Source organism: Sinorhizobium sp. CB7 (assembly GCF_041357635.1).
Taxonomy (GTDB): domain Bacteria; phylum Pseudomonadota; class Alphaproteobacteria; order Rhizobiales; family Rhizobiaceae; genus Rhizobium.
This window is the reverse complement of the sequence record NZ_JAULLL010000003.1, coordinates 171,609-191,396: the sequence shown is the minus strand read 5'-3', so window position 1 is coordinate 191,396 and position 19,788 is coordinate 171,609. Positions and strand designations below refer to the sequence as shown.

Sequence of the window (19,788 nt, the reverse complement as noted above, 5' to 3'; positions counted from 1 at the left end):
GTCCGCCGTTGTTGAGCTCCAGACTATTTACAAATGACGGGATGGTTCGGGAAGTGGCGGTCTCATCGCGCCCACTGGCTAACCACAGCTATACCTTGACTGATGTCGTCGGCGCCATTTACCCACCCCTCTTAAGCAAATTCTTATGACTGGTTGAGGAGATCGAATTTGCCTGAGCAACTCGTCAGGTTGATGCTAAGGCACTGATATATTTGATGAAGATCGGATAGATTGAAATCGATGAGATCGGCGGGCGCCTCTCGGCTCGCAATAGCAAACGCGTCTCCATAGATGAGTAGGAGGATTATTTATGAGATACGTCGCATCGGCAGCACTTACCGTGGTCTTGAGCCTGGTGCCGGCATCGCTTCTTGCGCAGCAGTCATCCGGACAAGCTGAGGCTTCGCAAACACCGGACAAATTTCGCTCGCAATACGTCCGTCTCAGCGCAGACACGGAAGGCATGCTTCTCGAACCGACCGAATCCAATGCGAATTCACGCATCGCATTCGTGTTCTCACATCCGAACCGCGACAACTTCAAGGAACTCCCCGGGCCTGCAATGGCAAATCACGGTTATCGTGTAATGCTCGTGAACTATCGCGGCGACCGTGACAATCCGGACGCGCCTCCGGAGGACTTCCTGCCGAGCATTTCCGAAGGGATCTCATATCTTCGCAAATTACCTGGCGTGGAGAAAGTCGTTCTGCTTGCCCATAGTGGCGGAACCCACATGGGCACACTCTACGAGAACGTCGCCGAACATGGACCCTCCGTCTGCCAGGATTCAAAAAAGATCATTCCCTGCGACGGCAAGAAGATCGCCAAGCTCGAAAAACCCGATGGCCTCATACTGCTCGATCCGACGCTTGGCGCGGCTCACCAGATGAGCGCGGTCGATCCGGCCGCCGGGGGGAAGGTCAGAGACAAATCCATAGACATGTTTGCCAAGGAAAACGGTTACGACGCCGAGGGGAGGAAGGCGGCCTACACACCTGAATTCGCGCGACGTTTCTATAAGGCTCAGGCGGCCCGCAACAACGAGATCGTCGATGCCGCCCTTGGACGCCTGAAGCTCATCAACGAGGGCAAGGGTGACTTTTCCAATGACGAACCGTTCGTCGTCAAAGGCGTCGGCATCCGGGCACTCGGTGCACGCCTGTATCATCCAGACCTGAGCTTTGCCGCCCATACGAAAGTGCCGCACACTCTGATCCGGGCGGACGGTACGCGTACCGAGGAAATCATCAAATCGGTTCGCCCGTCAGCGGGGGGAAAACAGGTGCTCGGCATGTTGAACGAACTTGGCGCGATGAACTATTCGACCACGGTGCGAGGGTTTTTGGCGAACTCGGCCATCCGCGCAAACGCGGACTTTGCGTTCACCGCCGATGACATCACCGGCATAGACTGGGCCTCATCCTATACGTCGACGCCCTCGAATGCCGAGGGTGTTACGGTTCCTTCGCTCGTCCTGACGATGAGTTGTCACTACCTCATCGTTCCCGGCGAAGTGATCTTCGACCATCTGGCGGCAAAAGATAAGACATACGCATCTGTGGAAGGCGCAACCCATCTTTTTCAGCCTTGCAGGCCCGAATATGGGGATACGAAAAAGCGGGTTTTTGACTTTGTCGATGAATGGGTGTCAAAACCTGGGCGGTTCTAAAGCCGTTGTTTTCATGCATGTCGCTGCCGCAAAACTGCTGCACACTTTTGCGCGACATGCATTGGAGCAATTCCAGGAAACGTGCGAAGCGGTTTTCCGTCCGGAATTGCGTAAAAACAAAGCGGTGGAGCGGTTCTGCGATTCAAAGAAAAGCTGAACCGCTCTAGAAGCGCGCGGACGGGACGGAGGCATACGTTTAAGAAGTTTTTGAGACCCGGGCCAACCGCGGCTCCGGGTTCTCGTCGATCAGGAGAGCAGTTTCAGTGCGTCCTTCGCTACCGACATGTCGGCGACGGAAGCAATGGGAAGCAATTCTGTCTGGGATTTGAACTGTACGTTCAGTTTCTGAACCAGATTGATCTGATCATCCGATAGGGTCAGACCGGTAGCATAAGGCTGGTATTTCTGGATCCAGGTCCATTGACTGACGGCATGCGGCGTGTTGGATTCACCGGTCACCGTCTGGCGAGCCTTGATGAAATCGTCACGAGATTCCGGACTGCAGACGTATCGGTAGGCTTTCGCATAGGCGGCCAGAATCTTTACCAAGTTTGCCCGGTTGCTCCGGATCGCCGCATCGGATGCATAGGAGGCTTGGTTTGTGTATTCGGGAATCTCCGACCACAGCAGGCCGCGCGCGAGGGCATGCACGCCGAATTGCTGCTGCTGATCGAAAACATCGACATCGGAGGGACCCGCATCGACCGTTCCCGCAACGACCGCCTTGAAGATATCGGCATTGCTCCCGACGTTCCGGAACGTGACGGTGTCGGGGTTCAGCCCCTGTTTGGTCATCATGTAGACGATCATCTGATGCAAGACAGACCCTGGTGCACCGATGCCCATAACCTTTCCCTGAACATCGGCAAGTGTCTTGATCTCCGGGCGCCGCGAATACACGGCGAGCGAGGGTACGTTCAGAGCTCCCGCAAGTATCTTGATCTGGGCGCCCTTGGCGATTGCCGGAACGACCTGGTTGAACCCTGACCACATGCAGATCTCGCTGGTGCCGCTCAGCAGCGCGGATACGCATTTGGCGCCATCGGATACGAGGGTCACCTCGGGAACGACGTTGAACTCTTCGAAGAAACCCTTGTCTTTTGCAAGCTGGTGCAAGGCGAGGCCCGATACGCCCTGGGTCATCACCACTGTTATCTTTGCAGGGTTGCTCGACTGGCCCAATACACTTCGGGGAGCAACGATTGCTGCTGCTCCTATGGCGCCTGCCAAGAGAACTTGTCGCCGGTTGGTTATGCCTGCTGTCATTTTTTCCTCCCAAGGTTTGATTGTCACAATATTGGCTGCATTTGCCCCGTCGGCCGCCGATGCGACCATGGGATGACGCTCGGCGTTATCCGCACCTGGTTGATCGACGGGTATTCGCGGGCAGCGCGAGGCCTAGCCCTTCAAACGTTCATGCAGGGCTGGAACTCCTCTTTCCATCCTGACAACCGACTGCAGCGACAGTGATTTTCACTACTCCAGATCCCCTACAAGACTGGCGTACCTATTAGCGAGCAGAGAAGGCACACAGGTCGTTGCGCCGACAACTTGGCTTTGCGTACTGAAAAGCGGCGCGCGCGGCCGAGACGTGGGCGGGGTAACAGCAGTGCTCTGCCTTGCCTAGTCCGCGGCGCCTGCAGTCTGCGCAAGCGATGTCCAGCGAGCCAACGTCCCTCCGGCCGGCTCAATCCCCGCGAATTGCGTCATTTCCTCCCGCCACCTTTGAGGAGGACCGCTGCCCCAGGGAACGAGCGAAACACCCTGCGTCGAATCCCAGGCATTCGGCACTTCTTCAGGGTCCATGTACTGCATTGGCGGCAGCCCGAATTCGATACGGTGTCCGTCGGGATCGCGAAAGTAGGTGAATATTCCGTTCGGAGGGCCATGCCGGCCAGGACCATGCTCGACATTGCGCCCGAATCCGAGGTTGGCTGCGATGTCGCACGCCCGCAACATGGCCTGCAGGTCGGACACGATGAAAGCGACGTGATGCAATCGCGGACCCGCACCCTGCGCAAGTACGATGTCATGGGGATTGTTCTTCCGGTGCAGAAAGATGCTGAGCAGCTTTCCGCTATCGACATCGGTCGTGTATTTCGAGGGGCGAAAACCAAGCGCCATGAAACGCGCCGCTCCGACATTCACGTCCGGAATAACGCACTGGTAATGATCGAGACGCAGGGCTCGGCCGCCCTTTTGAGCCACGAAATTGTTGAGGAGCCGGGGCAGGATCGGCATCCATGCGCAGAGTTCAACCGGTGGGAAACCCGGACCGAACGATGTCAGCAACGTTGGCCCCTGGTGCGGACGCTCGATGAAACGAGCCTCGCCGCCGAGGCTTTCGAAATGACCCTTGGCACGGATCAGGTCCCCTTCAGAACGGACCCGCATGCCAACGCACTCGCAGCTCGGGGCTTCGTCGCTGCGAACGAGGACAAGACTGTGGTGGCAAGCCTCTTCGATACCCCGCAGGTAGGCGAAATCGCCATCCAGATCGCTGACCACCATTCCCAGCACTTCGGTGTAGAAATGCACGCTGGCGGCGAGATCCCGCACCGTTAAGCGCACGTGGCTCGAGCGGGTAATATCGAACGGAGGAGAGGGCGAAACCTCTGGAATGCTGGGACGGTCGTCTTTCATCGTGCTGCGTTCCTTTCCAGCAGGATTACAAAATCGGCACAGGTGACTGCACTTTCAGCAGGCGGCTCCGAACTGTAATCTGGCCTCAACCAGAGCGCGCTATTTACAGCAGAATTCTGTGCTGCTCAGGAAATAACAAATGTCAATTTTTTGATTGATTTTTTGGCTTCGCTGGGTTCCGGGCTGAGCGAATTTTTCCGGAAATTTATTCACAAATCTAATGCTCATTTGCCTCCTTATTGGCTCGGGTGCCATTTGCTAGGTTTCGTTCCGGCCGGAGGGGAGGAGAGCCCTCTCTCACAATCGTTCAAGCAATCGGTCGGCGATAATGCCGCCGTTGCCTCCGCGGTGCACGTGCAGGCACCCATTCGCGGCACTGCCGCGCAGATATTCACGATCGTAGGGCAGAAAGGTTAGTGCATGAATATTTTCGGTACCGAGTTCGACTACCAAGGGCGCCTCGACAAGCTTCGCAAGGTGATGGAGGCAAACGAGCTAGACGCTTTCATCGTCCACAACTGGACCAATCAGTACTATTATGGTGGTCACTACCAGCATATGCCGTGGTACCCGCTTTCTCACACCCACATCACCGAAGCGCCGCTCATCCTGTTCAAGGACCACGACCCAGTCTTCCTCAGTGCCTTCATCACCATGAATGCGATCCGCGAAGGCACCTGGATCAAGGACGTGCGCGTAAATGACACCGGCTTTGCCAAAAGTGCCGCCGATGGCGTGGCCAAGGTGCTCGCCGAAAAGGGTCTCCAGGCCGGCAATATCGGCTTTGAGGAAACCACCTGCACGACCAAGACTTATCATAGTCTCCTCGCCGCCCTGCCTGATGCAAAATTCAAGCCAGCGGGCGACCTGCTGTTTATCGCTCGCTCGGTCAAGGAGCCTGCCGAGATCGAGCTGATCCGCAAAGCGGTCGCCATCGGACATTCCGCCATCGATGTCGCAATCAGGACCGCGCAACCAGGCGTGACCGAGATGGAAGTGCAGTTCGCGATGGAGATCGAGATGAAGCGTCTCGGAGCTATGCGCGAGGTTGAGACAATGTGCCAGGCCGGCATCCGTACGGCCAACTACCGAGCTTTCGCCTCGGAATGGAAGAAGATCGAGGATGGCGAACTCGTCACCATCGACCTTGGCGCCCTTTATCACGGCTACGGCTTCGACATTGCCCGCACATGGGTGGTCGGCAGACCCAAGGACGAATACGTGAAGATCGCCAATGATCTCTACAAGACCCACGATCTGTTCATGGAGCATCTTAAGCCCGGAATGACCTTCGCCGAGATCTTCGATTATATCCGTCAGGTGATGAGCGATATGGGTTATCCGGCCAACAAGGCTGCCATGCCCTGCCAGCAGTTCGCCATCCACGGCGTCGGCCTGGGGCCGTTCCACGACTTCCCGCATCCGACCCATCGCGAGACCATCCTCGAAGCGGGTATGGTTATTTCCTTCCAGCCTTCGGTTCGTACGGAGACCTATTCGATCCGGTTCGAAGACAACATCCTTATCAAGGAAGACGGGCTGGAATTGCTCAGTACTGCCGAACGGAAGCTGATCTGACAGCGCGCGATCGAATGGCTCGGTTTGCGCGGCAGCTCTGATGCCCGCGCAAACCGACTCCGTTCAGTGCCGAAAGGGCTTCGTCGGTCGTTCCCGGACGAGCCGGTAACTGCGCTGGATATCTCAATTCGCGCGTAGATCATCAATCTGCTGAAGAACCTGCAATAGCGTCAGGGGGTGCATTGCCTCCCGATCGCTCATGATCGCGCGGGGAGTGGACAACGGGCGCCGCCTTCGCTGCGTGGTGCGGCGCGCCGCCACGAGAACGCTTCCGGTCGACCAGATAGCTGGAGTAATGCTGTCGATCTTCTCCGCCGCCTGGGACCTGTTCGTTCCATCTAGGTGAACCGCCCGCCCTACATCCAACATTCGATACATCAATGGAACCGCGCCCCTCGTTTCTCATAGGTTCACGTCATGATCTTGGCCGCGTCCGCCTCGAATCTGCCATATGCGCCGCCAAAGAAAACCAAGGGTTCGCCATCGCGCTGCCAGCACTCAATCACTTCGCCGATCACCACGTCGTGATCGCCGCTGACCACTATGTCGCTGACACGACAAACCAGGCTTCCGAGTGCTCCCCCTATAATCGGCAGGCCCACGGCATGATCAGTGCAGGCGATGGTGTCAAAACGCGCCGCGTTCCGGCCGACGAAGCTGCGTGCCACGTCCTGCTGGTTCCGGCCAAGAAGGCTGACGGCGAAAGCTCCACTCTCCTTGATGGCGTTGCCCGTCGAACTGCCGTGGTTAATGCAAACCAGGATCTGATGGGGATCAAGTGAAACCGACGTCAGGGAATTGATGGTCATCCCAAAGCGCTGCCCCCCATTGCTTGCGGTCAAAACCGCGACGCCCGTCGCAAATTTACCCATTGTGGTGCGAAACGCTTGTTTGTCCATGCGGCGCGCCTCGCTTACAAGATCCACCTGTTCCATTCGCTTCTCCACCTCAAAAACCAGAGCTGAAGTTAATGTAAGCTGCCCTTTTCAGTTCCGAAAGCGACTATATTAACAAGTGATTTGTGATTTTTTTTCCGAAGTTTCCCGCGATGGGGACTCACCCCAATGGCGATCACGTTCGTTCTGTCACCGCCATCCACAGGGACCGAAACTCAGCAAAGCAAGTATTGATGGTGATCGGGCCAGCAAGCCGATTAATCCCATCATCTTTCGCGGCGATATGATGGTTTGCTCTGGGCTTGCCGGCGATGCGGGTAAGCGCTTCTCGATGCACATCGAGTTCTTTCGCCGTGGGCATGACCAGCATGGTTAATTGTACGCCGCGCGAGGTGCACGCGGCGCTCAGCTTTGTCATTTGAGCTTCAAGCGACCCTGGCTACCGCTCGGGCACGGTAGCGAATAGGCGTAGAATTCCAGCAATTAACCGATAAGGCTGAGAGCCTCCTTCGCCAGCGACATATCCGTTGCCTCCGCATAGGGGAGCAGGCGTTTTTGCACACCTAGCGAGACGTTCAGATCCTGCATGTAGCGCAACCGCTCCTGCGACAGTACGAGATCCGTGGCATAAATCTGGCTGTCCTTGAAGAATGTCCATTGCCACTGCGCTTTCGCAGGATTGGGAATGCCGCCGGACACGTTAAGCTGTGCGTCGATAAAATCTTGTTGCGACTGGGGACTCGCCACGTATCTGTAGAGCTTGGCGTAGGCCGCCAGCGTCCGCACGATCGCATCGCGTTTGTTCTTGATGGCATCTTCGGAAGCATAGGCGCCCTGGAAAGTGAACTCCGGCAGTTCTGTCCAAAGGTCGCCTTCTTTTATGACGTGGACGCCGTATTTTTCTTGTTCCTGATAGACGTCGATCTCCGAAATACCCGCATCCACAACACCCGCAGCCACAGCGCGGAAGACTTCGGGCGTGCCGCCGACGTTGACGAAACTGACCTTGGTCTCGTCGACGCCATATTTCCGCAGCAGCGCGATCCACATGGTGTGGAGAAGGGCGCCCGTCGAGCCGGATCCAAGCGTCTTGCCTTCAAGATCCGTGACCGACCTGATGTCGGGGTTCTTGGCGTAAACGGCATGTTCCGGCTTGACGAGCGAGCCGGCGATCAGCCTGATTTTCGCGCCCTTGTCGATCGCCGCCAGAACGGTGCCGATGCCTGAGAACATACACACGTCGTTTTCGCCGCTGATAAGCGAGCCCATCACCTTTGACGCATCCACCACGTATAGAATGTTCGCCTTGATGCCCATCTCTTCGAGGTGGCCGCGACGCTTCATCAGCTCCTGCATGGTGAGCGTGGCAACGCCGCGGGTATTGACGATGTTGACGACCTGATCCTTCTCCTGTGAGAAGGCTTTCCTTGGTCCGATCCAAGAAGCGGCTGCGGCCGCTCCGATCGCCTTGATGACATCCCGACGACCCAGTGTGAATTGCGTTTCCATTTCATCCTCCTGCTTCTATGGAAATTCTCAAGCCAACGCGGATTGCTCCCGACGCTGGTACCCGCCTCCTGCGGATTAGCCGTGGATACGCAATCAGCGCTCAGGCATTTGCCTGATACCGTCTTCAATCCATGGCGGTGGGGACAAGCGCATAGCCATCGCCGTCCCTAATGATGGTTCCGGCGCCCGGCATGCCCCAGTGGTACCCCGTGCAGACAATTCCGTCGGCCGCTACGCGGTCGAGCATGCGAATGCGCGTCTCGGCCGCCAAATGCGGATCATGGTCTGCCGCGAGATGCCAATGGGGATGATGCATGTTCAAGACGGGGACATTGGTGACGTCGCCCGAGACCATGAGTTGTGCATTGCCGGAGCTCAGCAGCAGACTGGTGTGACCGGGCGAGTGACCATAGGTGGGTATCGCATGGATGCCGGGTAAGACATCTTTGTTGGCGTCGTACTGGCTGATGTTATTCCAGGTCGGCAAAGTCGCCTGAATGCGCCTTGCCAGCGCCACGCGCGACTGGGGCAATTGATTGATGCAATCGGGATCGGTCCAAAAGGAATATTCTGCAGCAGGGACGAGGATCTCGACATCCGGATAGATTTGTTCGCCGGCGTTCGACATCAGCCCGAAGATATGGTCGGGATGGAAGTGCGTGATGACAATTTTCGAGATGTCGGTCGGGCTGAGCCCGGCCAAGAGCATATTGCGGTGCAAGTGCCCCGACGCCGGCTGGCCGCTTTCGCCGTTGCCGCTGTCGAACATCACGAGTTGACCGCCGATACGGGCGATGGTGATCGTGTACGAGTTCGGCATCCGGTTTTTGGAGAAACCGGCCGCCTCCAAGGATGAACTGACCTCGTCAACGCCGACATTCTTGAAGATGGCCTGATCCAGTTCGCGCGACGTTGCGCCGTCAAAGAGCTGAAATATTTCGAGATCTCCGACGCGGAAACTGTGAAAGGCAGCGTTGCGCGGATTGAGTGGCGACGCATAATTTGCCTCAGGCTTGTCGGCCGCAGCGCCGCGTTCCAGCCTGTTATCCGGCCCGAAGGCTATACCCGCCGAACCACCGGACATGTTGGTAGGATGGAGCGTGATCCGATGCATCATTCCCTGCCCAAATCTGCCCGCCTCGCGCTGACGAAGCTTCCGGCTCTACTCGCAGCATGCGATCGAGACTGATCGCTGCCGCGATAGCCTATCGAGGCGGCCGCATCCCGACCAATCGGATCTGCGGCGTTGCCTATAAAAAATCGGTCCGGGCGGTCGCCTGGAAGAGACTTAGAAAACCTTCTTCTTGCGCCAGCGCCGCGGTCTGGCTCCAGGAAACATCAGACCGCTGGCGTCGACGCCGAGATCGACCATAATCTTCGCGAGCGAGATCGCGCAGCGATAACCCTCCAGCACCGGCACCTCCCAGCCCAACTCCGCTAATCGCTTCTCGACGATTGGCTGCAGCCAGAATGAGCCGGAGCAGCCGAAGATGATGACTTCCGCACCGTCCTCCTCGATAGCCGCAATGGCTGCCGCCACAGCCTCTTCGACGGCATCCGAGCGCTCGCCGCTGCGAGCCTTTTCCCGCTCCACGTGAAGCGGCCTTCCCGGTTCGCAGCCCGGGCGTTCATGCGGAAAATTGATCATGCGGATGGAGGCGCACCGATCAGTCATCCGGTGCTGCACGATTAGGTTATAGTAGTACATATTGTGATTTTCAGCGAGGTCGATGACGCTGAACTTGTTGCCGAGCATAGTGGCGACGTGCATCTGCGAGAAAGCGCAGGATGTGACCGGTATCCGATAGCGCCGGCCGATCTCGCGCGACTCCAGAAAGCCTGGTTCGCCTCCTCCGAGAAGCACAATCCCGTTATAGAGTCCGCTTTCGCACGCCTCCCGCACGATCGGCAGGCGCGCTGCAGCCGAGTAACAGAACTCCTCCCGCGTCTCCACCGCCCAGTCGCCATAGCTTGCAAGCGCTCCAGGATGCAGCTCCCAGCTCACATCATCGAGCATAGGTGCGAGACTGGCGAAGTTCATCAGCGCTTGCTCCTTGGGACCGGTGAGCTTGCGGTGGAGGAACGGTGATGTTTCAGGGAGCCTGAATGCCGGGATGAGAAGGAAGCGGTATTTGCCGGTTATGGCCGCCTGGTTCATTCGAGTGGTTTCTCCAATTTGATTCAATCCATCAGTCGAGCAAAAAAACCCGCCATGGGAACCGGTGGGTGTCTGGTCAAGAAGGGTCCTCAGTTTTCCTCCTGGCCACAGTTGAAATGGACATCGTTGGATGCCGTTACACGAGACTGACTTCTTTGAACTTTCTGCGCCGCTTCCACAGCCACTTGACAGCTGGAATCAGCAGGATCAGGCAAATGATCAGCATGAACGAGCCCGAGATCGGCCGTGAGAAGAGAATGCTCGGATCGCCCATGCCAAGCGTCATCGATTGCTGGAAGGAGGACTCAAGGTTCGGGACCAGCACCATCGACAGCACAATCGGGGAGACGGGGAAGCCAAACTTTCGCAGCACATAGCCAAGCGCGCCGAACACGGCCATGGCGGCGACGTCGAAGGAGGAGTAGTTGACGCTATAGGCGCCAATCACGCAGACGGTGATGATGACCAGCACGAGATATTTGTAGGGCATCGTCAGCATTCGCGCCCACACTCCCACCAGCGGCAAGTTGAGCAGAAGAAGCAGGAAGTTGCCGGTGATCATCGAGGCAATGACGCCCCAAAACATCTCCGGGTGCTCTGTCATTAGCAGCGGTCCCGGCCTGATGCCGTGGATCATCATCGCCATGAAGATCAGCGCATGCGCGGTGTGGGTTGGAATACCCAGCGTGAGCAGTGGCACGAAAGCGGTGGTCGCCGACGCATTGTTGGACGTTTCCGGCGCGGCCACGCCTTCGATCGCTCCCTGGCCAAATCTTTCGGGGGACTTGGACAGGCGTTTTTCGATAGCATAGGAGCCGAAAGTTGCGATGACCGTGCCGCCGCCAGGCAGCACACCGAGAATCGCGCCAAGCGCACCGCCGCGAAAGATCGGGCCGATGCAGGCCTTCCAATCGGCCAAGGTCGGCCATAGTCCCGTCAGGCTGGTCTTGAAGACGCTACGCTCTTCACGCTCCTCCATATTCAGGAGGACTTCCGAAATCCCGTAAAGGCCCATGGCGACCGGCACGAAATTCAGACCGGTCACCAGGTAGTCGCTGCCGAAGGTAAAGCGATCCATGCCGTAGGAGACATCGCGGCCCACCATGCCAAGAATGCACCCCAGCCCCATGGCCATTAGGCCTTTGAGGATGGACGAGGAAGAGAGATAGACCACCATGAACAGACCGAGCAGCAGCAGGGCAGTATATTCCGGCGGCCCGAAGTCGAGTGCGACATCGGCCAGCGCCGGTGCGACGAAGACCAGGATCGCCACGCTGATCAGGCCGCCGATGAAGGAGCCGATGGCGCACATGCCGAGCGCGGCTCCCGCTCTTCCCTTGCGAGCCATCTGATAGCCGTCGATGCAGGTGACTACCGATGAATTCTCGCCGGGGATATTAAGCAGGATTGAGGTCGTCGAGCCGCCGAACATGGCGCCGTAATATATGCCTGCCAGCATGATGATCGCTCCCACCGGATCCATCTGGTAGGTGAGGGGCAGCAGCAATGCGATTGTCGCGGAGGGACCAAGGCCGGGCAGCACGCCCACGGCGGTGCCGAGGACAGCTCCGATCAATCCGTAGAGAAGGTTCGTCGGCAACAGCGCGATGCTCAGTCCCTGGTAAAGGTTCGAAAAGAGTTCCATGATCGCTCCGGAGGATTAAAGCAGGCCCTTGAGAAGGCCCGGCGGAAGCCGTACCTCCAGCAGGCGGTCAAACAGGATGTAGCTGAGCACGGAAAGCGAGGCAGCGATGACGATGGATTTCAGCCATGCCCGCGACTCGAACATCCGCATGATAAGAAACGACAGGCCCGTCGTCGCGACGATGTATCCCACTAATTCCAGGGCAGCGCTGTAGATCAGCAGGCCGGCGATAATGACAACCGGCGGCATCCAGTGTTCTCCCATCGGCTCGACAGGTTTGGCCATGCCGCGAAATGTCTGTGCAAGCTGCAACAGCGACACGAACAAGAGAAAGATGCTGACGATCAGCGGCAGGAAGCCTGGCATCGGTTCCAGGGGTGTTCCGAGCGGCAGGCGCAGCGAGGCGGCCATGCAGGCGCCGGCAAACAGGATAAAAGCCACGCTTGCGAAAATGTTGGCGTATTTGGCCATTCACGAATTCCCGTCCAAGAGGTCCCTGCCTGGAGCCGACCCGCGCGTTCGACTCCAGGCCAAGGAATTGGTGTGCAGAAACCGGCCGGAGCTGCAGTCCGACCGCAAGAGGCTATTGCTTCGGCGCCTCGCCTTGCTCCACGAGGCCGTTGATCGCGTAGGCGTCCTTCAAATTTCTGTAGAAGTCGTAGGACTGACGCCACTCCTTCGCGTAATCGTCTGGACCAAGGTAGGTGACATGCTCACCCGCCTTCTCCATCGCGTCCTTGACGGTCGGATCGTCGAGCATCTGCTTGATGGCGCTGGCCAGCTTGTCGACAATCGGTCTCGGTGTACCTTTGGGCGCCGCCAATCCGTTCCAGATCTCAAGCGCGATATCCAACCCCTGCTCGCGCGCCGTCGGAACATCCGGATAATCGGAGTGGCGATGCTCACCATAGTAGACGAGCGGCCTGATCTTTCCTGCGCGAACCTGCTCGGAGACAGAAAGAGGGGAACCGCCGAAGACGTCGACGTGGCCGCCGAGGCCGGCAAGCATCATCTGTGCGCCGCCGCCGAACTTCACCAGCCGAACCTTGACGCCCTGCGTTTTGGTCATCCAGCGCCAGAAGGTCTCGGATGTGGTGTATGGGCCGCCGATACCGACGGTGATCTTGCCCGGATTGGCTTTCACGTCGTCGATGAGGTCCTTGAGGGTTTTGTAGGGGGAGTCCGCACGCACCGTCAGGAAGGTCGATTCCTGACTGATGAGTGCGACTGGCTCGAAGTCGTCAGGGCCGTGCGATCGCCCTTCGATCGCCGGAAAAGCTGCATTCCAGCCGACGCCGGTCGTCAGCAGCGTATAGCCGTCCGGATCGCTTTTGGCGGCATAGTCGGTGCCAATGATGCCCTGACCTCCGGGCTTCATCTCCAGCACGAGCGGCTGCCCGAGATATTGCTTGGCGACTGCGACCAACGGCCTGGTGACCAAGTCGGAGTGACCGCCCGGTCCAAACGGGTTGATGATCGTAATCGGCTTGCTCGGATATTCATCGGCTCTGACTGACTGCGGATCAGCCGCAACAAGAAGGGCCGCGACAGCAAATGCCATTCCGCCGCTGCCTAAACCAATTGTTATTTGCATCGTTCTCCTCCACCGTTGACCATAGACACGGCTGGCCTCCTCCGCCTCTGCCGTGTGCCGCTGACGTCCCCTCAATCCCGCTTTGGTGGCCGAGCCTAGCCGGTGGCCCCGCTTTCGGTTTCAAGGGCGGACGTGGCTTGCAGAAAGGCACTTTTCAGGCGACAAACGCGCATGCGATCTCCGTCCCTTTCCGCGTGAGGGCGAATCTCCTCCTGATCCGCCCAGCCATTTCATCGTATGCGTCGTTGCCTTGTCATCTTTCGGGTCAGCCGAAATCTGACGCAGCCAGCGCGCGCAAATGGCAAAGAGTGTTGTCGAGTGGCGAGTGCCTAGCTCGTGCCGATCTCGCTCCAACGCCCTTCATTTTTGATATTAAGCAAGTCGCACCTCCAGATGAAAAGGTTAAAATACGCAATTCATTTATGAATTTATTTCCGAATTAAGAGCCAAACGGGTGTATCCGGATATGGCCGCAGCGACGGATATTCGTGATCGAGCTAGAGCTTCGGTCTGCGGCACGAGCATGCAAACAGTTTCGCCATGCGCCGTTGTTGAGAACAGCCCTTGGTTTTTCCGCCTTGTTGGCTTGGTGCGTCTCGAGAGAGGTTCTGTCGCGTTTACTTGCTGTCGCTCCACGCGCATTGCGAAGCGCGACCCGGGCCTAACTCGCCCAAGCAGTCTGCATCTGTCGCGCTTCGCGGGCAGCAAGAGCGAGCGCATCAGATAAGGTATGGAAATGCTTGTCCCGCGGCAGAGTATGTCTGCGAACAAGCCAGGAATGTTCGCCCGGTTGACGGTACCGAGCTTGGCTTCTTGCACTTGGCAGCTCCGCCTTCTCGTGAGGCCGCGGCCATCGCAGCGCCATTCTTGGCGCTGTGTCTGCTCGATAGCAGTCGTGGGTCGCCAGCGAAAACCCCGTCATAGCGAAAAATGCGCATATTGCGCATGCCGCCGGCGCCGCTAGAGCCTGTCGCGAAAGGAGATTCACGTGACAGGCTTTAGGCTATTGTTTTCATGCATGTCGTTGCCGCAAAACCGCTGCGCACTTTTGCGCGACATGCAGTAAGCCGAAATCACCGCCTCATGCAGCGCCATATCCGACAATGCCTTTGATCTCGAGATAGTCTTCCAGACCGAATTCACCCCATTCCCGCCCGAGACCGGAACGCTTGTAGCCCCCGAACGGCGCTGCCGGATCGCGGGCGGGATAGTTGAGGTGGATCGTGCCGGCGCGAAGGCGGCGGGCGATGCGGCGGGCGCGCTCACTGTCGGCGCTGGAAACATAACCCGCAAGACCATATTGGGTGGCCTCCGCAATACGCACTGCGTCGTCCTCGTCGATATAGCCGAGGATCGTCAGCACCGGGCCGAAGACCTCCTCGCGCGCGATGGTCATGTCAGGCGATGCGACGAAAATGGTCGGGCGAGCATAGTAGCCCTGGTTGAGGCCGGGCGGGCGTCCGGGGCCACCGCAGATCAGTTCGGCGCCTTCTGCGATAGCGTCTTCGATCATCTGCTGAACCTTTTCGAACTGCGGCCTATTGGCAAGTGGGCCGAGGGCGAATGCCGCCGACGGATGTCCGACGGTCGTCGCCTCCGCCACTTCCCGCGCAATCGTCTTGACCTCGTCGAGCCGGTCATGCGGCACGAGCATACGGGTCGGAGCATTGCAGGACTGGCCGCTGTTGATGAAGCAGCGGGCGACCCCTTTGGTCACTGCGTCCTTGAAATTCACGTCCGGCAGCAGGATGTTCGCGCTCTTGCCGCCGAGTTCCAGCGTGACGCGCTTGACCGTATCGGCGGCGGTCTTCGTGACAAGCACGCCCGCCCGTGTCGAGCCGGTAAAGGATATCATATCGATATCTGGATGCGCGGCAATCGCGGCGCCCACACAGGGACCGTCGCCGTTGACGAGGTTGAAGACCCCAGCGGGCGTCGCCGCAGCCTCCATGATCTCCGCGAGGATCAATGCGCTCACGGGCGCCATCTCACTGGGCTTGAGCACCATGGTGCATCCGGCGGCAAGCGCAGGCGCGATTTTGCAGAGCGTCTGATTGAGCGGCCAGTTCCAGGGTGTGATCAGTCCGCAGACGCCGATCGGCTCCTTGACCACCAGCGTGCGCCCGATGCTGCGCTCGAACCGGAACTCCTCGAGCACGTGCAGAATCTCGGTCAGATGCGAGATTCCGGCGGGAACGTGGAAGTCCCGCGCGAAAGCCACCGGTGCTCCCATTTCCATCGATATGGCCTTTGCCAGATCGCCGGTCCGAGCAAGGCAAGCATCGCGAATACGTTCGATCAAGGCAGCGCGTTCGGCGACGGTCGTGCCGGCAAAATCGGGAAAGGCCGACCGAGCGGCTGCCACAGCCCTGTCGACATCGGCCGCGCTGCCTATCGCAATACGGGCGAACGGCGCTTCAGTCGCGGGGTTTATGACCTCACGGTCGGCGAACGCGGCGGGATCAACCCAGGCGCCGCCGATATAAAACTTCTCCCAGTGCAACGTGCGTAAGAAATTTTCTTCTTGCGCCACCTCGTGGTCCGGGAGCTGAGTGCTGATGTCGCTCATGTCTGCTTTTCCTTATGTCCCGTCATCACTTCGCCGTCAGACCGCCGTCGATCACCAGGACGTGTCCGGTTATGAAATCCGCCTTGGGCCCGGCTAGATAGGCCACGGCCTCGGCCATGTCCTCTGGCTTGCCGAACCGTCCGAGTGGAAACCGGCTGAGCAGAGCATCGCGTCGGGCCGGGTCCGACAGACCTGTGCGGGTCGGGGTTTCAGTGGAGCCGGGTGCTATGGCGTTGACACGAATGCGGTGTGGCGCCCATTCGATGGCAAGCATGCGTGTCATGTGCGAAATTCCGGCCTTTGCGATGCCGTAGGTGGAACTGCCTGGGACGCCATGAATGCCGTGGGTCGAGGCGACGCTGATGATGGCGCCTGGTCGCTTGGCGGCGATCCAGTGTGCTCCAACCCTTTGGGACATGAAGAATGTCCCTGCCAGATTGACATCCATCACCCTATGGAAATCGTCGCGGGTGACTTCGAGCGCGGGCTTGCGGAACGGGATGCCGGCATTGTTGACGAGAACGTCGATCCTGCCGAACGAATCGAGAGCCGTTTCTGTGGCCACAGCAATGCTGGCATCGTCCCGCAGGTCCAAAGTGATTTTATCGACGCGCCTGCCGAGCCTGCCGATAGCTTCGGCAGCTTCCGCAAGCATATCCGTCGAGAGATCGCATATAGCGAGATCAAAGCCGTCGCGCGCCAGGGCGACCGCCGTAGCCGCGCCAATGCCGTAAGATGCTCCCGTCACCAGCGCGACAGGCGTTTCGCTGTCAATTCCACTCATAAGACGCTCCATTTCGACCTACAGAACCACCTCGATGAGACGCGGGCCGGGCTCGGCAAGCCGACGGCGAAGCGACGCAATCAGAGCTTCGCAGGTTTCGACGCGTTCTGCTGGAACACCCATACCCCTCGCCAGCGCGACGAAATCGAGCGACGGATTTTCGAGGCTGAGCATCGCGGCGGCTTTTTCCCCCGGTTCGCCAGCACCGACGCCGGCGAATTCCTGCCGCAGGATCTGATAGGCGCGATTTGCAAAGATCAGCGTCGTCACATTGAGCCCCTCCCGCGCCTGCGTCCAAAGTGCTTGAAGCGTGTACATCGCGCTGCCGTCGCCGGAGAGGCTGATCACGCGCCGGTCCGGGCAGGCGATGGCCGCGCCGGTCGCGACCGGCATTCCATATCCGATGGAGCCACCCATGTTTTGAAGCCAGTCGTGAGGGCGTGCGCCAGCGGTCAACGCAAAGCTCTCGCGCCCCGTGGTGACGGATTCGTCGATGACAATCGCATTCTCCGGGATCAGAACCGAAAGGATCTGCGCGATACTCGTCTGGTTCAATGCGCCCGAAGGCAGACTGTCTTCCGTCCACTCCTGATGCCGAGCGTGCGAAGGCTTCGCGCCCACCGCATCGGCAAGCGCCTCGAGAGCGGCGAGCCCATGAACACTGCGTGGGCATAGTTCAATGAGCTCCGCGTCGGGATGCTTCATCTGGCTCGGCTTGTTGGGATAGGCGAAGAAGGAAACCGGTTCGCGGGTCTCGACGGTGACAATCCGGCGATAATCGCGCAGCGCCGTTAGCGCGGCATCTACATTGTACGGGATGCGGAAGGCGGGTACACGCCCGGCGCCCCGCTCGACGCGGGAACTGAAGAACTGGGTGGCGAGTGTGGCGCCGGTCTTGCCCGCGATGCGCCCGGCCAGTTCGAGGGCCTCGCCGCGGATGGAGCGACCGCCGATGATGATCATGGTCTTTTCGCCCGATAGCAGCGCTCGGGCCGCCGCCTCGACCGCACCGGTATCGACCGTCGCACGTGTGTCGGCGGCGTTGGCCAACGCAATCCGCCCGCCACCGTCCCAGGCGGCATCGCCCGGCATGATCAGGGAGGCGATCTGCGACCGATGGGCCATTGCAATCGCTTCTGCAGCGTCGGCGCCTATGAATTGCGATCCGCGCGATGTCTTCACCCAATCCGAAAGCGGGCGCGCAAGCCCTTCGATGTCCGAGGCAAGTGGGGCGTCGAACGCCAGATGCCAGGTGGCATGCTCGCCGATGATATTGACCATTCCGGATGAAGCCTTGCGCGCGTTGTGGATGTTCGCGAGCGCATTGGCAAGGCCCGGGCCGAGATGCAGCAATGTCGAGGCAGGCCTGCCAGTCATTCGCCAGTAGCCGTCGGCCGCACCGGTTGCCACGCCCTCGAAAAGGACTAGAACCGAGCGCATGCCCTCGGTCCTGTCCAGGGCAGCAACGAAATGCATCTCGGACGTGCCCGGATTTACGAAACACGTATCTACTCCCGACGCAACCATCGTCCGCACCAGGCTTTCCGCCCCGTTCATGCCGTCTCTCCTCTCGTGACCGTGCCTGCCTCCCTTGGCTTAAGGAACCGGGGAGGCATTTGCTTTTGCTGACCGCGTCAGGTTCTATCTTAAGCCGATGGCGGCATTGACGCGCGGCATGACCTCGGTCGCCATGAGTTCCATCGAGCGTCTGCCGAGCACCGGATCGACCCAGTCCATGCCCGCATAGACCAGCTCGCCGAAATTGCCGACTTCTTCGCGTAATGAAAGAATCTGGTCCACGACGTTGTTGACCGTCCCGCGGATAACAAGCTTGTCGAGCACATAGTCGAGCGTGACCTCCTCGTCGGGTTGGTCTCGGCTTTCCTTGAACAGCGGAAGGCGGCCAATCTTGGCGAATTTCGTGAGCATCTGGTTGTAGTAGAAGCGGTAGGGACTCCTGGCGTCTTCACCCGCATATCGCGCCGCCGTCGCGGCGTCGTCGGCCACGAAGATCGTGCGCGCGACGCGCCAGTCAGCGGGGTTTGCCTGCTGGCCCACCGAGGTCTTGCCTTCGACATAGTTGGCCCAATGCGTCTTCGCCCACTTCGCCTGCAGGAAGTTTGCCGACAGAGGATGGAAATCGCGCTGACCCATGAGGACGACGCCCTTGGAGAACGGGGCGACGACCGTTCCCACGATCTCCGGCCGAGGCGCCTGAAAGGGTTGTCCGAGATAGCCGATGCCCAGGTCGAGCCATGCCGTCTGTTCGGTCGAGACCTTGAAGCGGTTGTCCGGCAGATCAATCTTGTAAGGCGCCTCACGGCCCCAGATTTCCAAGATGACATCTATGGCCTCGGCAAACATCTTGCCTCGATCCTGTTCCAGCTGTCCCAGTGCCTCGGCGTCGGATCGCAGGTTGCCGGGGCTGATGCCAAGGATGAAGCGTCCCTTGGCCAGATGGTCGAACATGGCCGCATTCGAGGCGATCAGCGTCGGGTGCATGTAGGAGAGGTTGGTCGTGCCCGTAGCCAACTTGATCTTCTCGGTCGAATGAATCAGCGTCGCGAGAAACAGCATGCTGTTGGTGATGTTTTCGACGCGGTCGGTCAGGTGTTCCCCGATGAAGGCGTCGTAAAAACCCAACTTGTCGGCAAGGATGACGGCTTGACGATCCTCTTCCAAGGTCTCGGCCCATGACCTGTGAAGCGGATGCATTGGCATCGCGAAATAGCCGAGTCTCATA

The 19,788-nt window shown here is 58.9% G+C and carries 16 protein-coding genes; 2 read left to right on the top strand and 14 right to left on the bottom strand.

Annotated features, from left to right (window positions below; translation table 11 throughout):
• The first annotated feature begins 310 nt into the window (after positions 1-310).
• Positions 311-1,669 carry an alpha/beta hydrolase family protein gene (locus AAE029_RS08005; protein ID WP_371072296.1) on the top strand — a complete coding sequence of 453 codons (1,359 nt, stop codon included), beginning with the start codon at positions 311-313 and terminating at the stop codon, positions 1,667-1,669.
• Positions 1,670-1,915: 246 nt separating this feature from the next.
• Here AAE029_RS08005 and AAE029_RS08000 read toward each other — a convergent pair whose 3' ends face one another.
• Together AAE029_RS08000 and AAE029_RS07995 are read right to left on the bottom strand one after the other, a co-directional pair.
• Positions 1,916-2,935, bottom strand: coding sequence for an ABC transporter substrate-binding protein (locus AAE029_RS08000; RefSeq protein WP_371072295.1), 1,020 nt, complete (start codon positions 2,933-2,935; stop codon positions 1,916-1,918).
• Positions 2,936-3,292: 357 nt separating this feature from the next.
• Positions 3,293-4,312: a VOC family protein gene (locus tag AAE029_RS07995; RefSeq protein ID WP_371072294.1), complete on the bottom strand. Its 1,020-nt coding sequence runs from the start codon at positions 4,310-4,312 to the stop codon at positions 3,293-3,295.
• Positions 4,313-4,732: 420 nt separating this feature from the next.
• Between AAE029_RS07995 and AAE029_RS07990 the strand changes: the two genes are divergently transcribed.
• On the top strand, positions 4,733-5,890 hold the full coding sequence (locus AAE029_RS07990; RefSeq protein WP_371072293.1) for a M24 family metallopeptidase: 1,158 nt from the start codon (positions 4,733-4,735) through the stop codon (positions 5,888-5,890).
• Positions 5,891-6,300: 410 nt separating this feature from the next.
• Here the strand turns inward: AAE029_RS07990 and AAE029_RS07985 are convergent, their stop codons facing one another.
• The 12 genes from AAE029_RS07985 to AAE029_RS07930 form a co-directional block, all read right to left on the bottom strand.
• The gene (locus AAE029_RS07985) at positions 6,301-6,825 is read right to left on the bottom strand and encodes a flavin reductase family protein (RefSeq protein WP_371072292.1); all 525 of its coding nucleotides are present in this window, start codon (positions 6,823-6,825) and stop codon (positions 6,301-6,303) included.
• Between the two features lie 136 nt (positions 6,826-6,961).
• On the bottom strand, positions 6,962-7,204 hold the full coding sequence (locus AAE029_RS07980) for a hypothetical protein (RefSeq protein WP_371072291.1): 243 nt from the start codon (positions 7,202-7,204) through the stop codon (positions 6,962-6,964).
• Positions 7,205-7,269: 65 nt separating this feature from the next.
• Positions 7,270-8,295 carry an ABC transporter substrate-binding protein gene (locus AAE029_RS07975; protein WP_371072290.1) on the bottom strand — a complete coding sequence of 342 codons (1,026 nt, stop codon included), beginning with the start codon at positions 8,293-8,295 and terminating at the stop codon, positions 7,270-7,272.
• Positions 8,296-8,419: 124 nt separating this feature from the next.
• On the bottom strand, positions 8,420-9,412 hold the full coding sequence (locus AAE029_RS07970) for an MBL fold metallo-hydrolase (protein WP_371072289.1): 993 nt from the start codon (positions 9,410-9,412) through the stop codon (positions 8,420-8,422).
• Positions 9,413-9,583: 171 nt separating this feature from the next.
• Positions 9,584-10,453, bottom strand: a complete 870-nt coding sequence (locus AAE029_RS07965; RefSeq protein ID WP_371072288.1) for an aspartate/glutamate racemase family protein — start codon at positions 10,451-10,453, stop codon at positions 9,584-9,586.
• A 136-nt stretch (positions 10,454-10,589) separates the two neighbouring features.
• Positions 10,590-12,098: a tripartite tricarboxylate transporter permease gene (locus AAE029_RS07960; RefSeq protein ID WP_371072287.1), complete on the bottom strand. Its 1,509-nt coding sequence runs from the start codon at positions 12,096-12,098 to the stop codon at positions 10,590-10,592.
• A 15-nt stretch (positions 12,099-12,113) separates the two neighbouring features.
• Complete coding sequence (locus tag AAE029_RS07955) at positions 12,114-12,569, bottom strand: tripartite tricarboxylate transporter TctB family protein (RefSeq protein ID WP_371072286.1); 456 nt, start codon at positions 12,567-12,569, stop codon at positions 12,114-12,116.
• A 112-nt stretch (positions 12,570-12,681) separates the two neighbouring features.
• Positions 12,682-13,659 (bottom strand): Bug family tripartite tricarboxylate transporter substrate binding protein, encoded by a 978-nt coding sequence (locus AAE029_RS07950; protein WP_371072285.1) that lies wholly within the window; start codon positions 13,657-13,659, stop codon positions 12,682-12,684.
• 1,114 nt (positions 13,660-14,773) lie between these two features.
• Positions 14,774-16,261, bottom strand: coding sequence for an aldehyde dehydrogenase family protein (locus tag AAE029_RS07945; protein ID WP_371072284.1), 1,488 nt, complete (start codon positions 16,259-16,261; stop codon positions 14,774-14,776).
• 25 nt (positions 16,262-16,286) lie between these two features.
• Entirely contained in the window at positions 16,287-17,045 is a 759-nt protein-coding gene (locus AAE029_RS07940) for an SDR family NAD(P)-dependent oxidoreductase (RefSeq protein WP_371072283.1), read from the bottom strand.
• Between the two features lie 18 nt (positions 17,046-17,063).
• Entirely contained in the window at positions 17,064-18,602 is a 1,539-nt protein-coding gene (locus AAE029_RS07935) for an acetolactate synthase large subunit (RefSeq protein WP_371072282.1), read from the bottom strand.
• An 84-nt stretch (positions 18,603-18,686) separates the two neighbouring features.
• Positions 18,687-19,787 (bottom strand): LLM class flavin-dependent oxidoreductase, encoded by a 1,101-nt coding sequence (locus AAE029_RS07930; protein ID WP_371072281.1) that lies wholly within the window; start codon positions 19,785-19,787, stop codon positions 18,687-18,689.
• Position 19,788 lies beyond the last annotated feature (1 nt).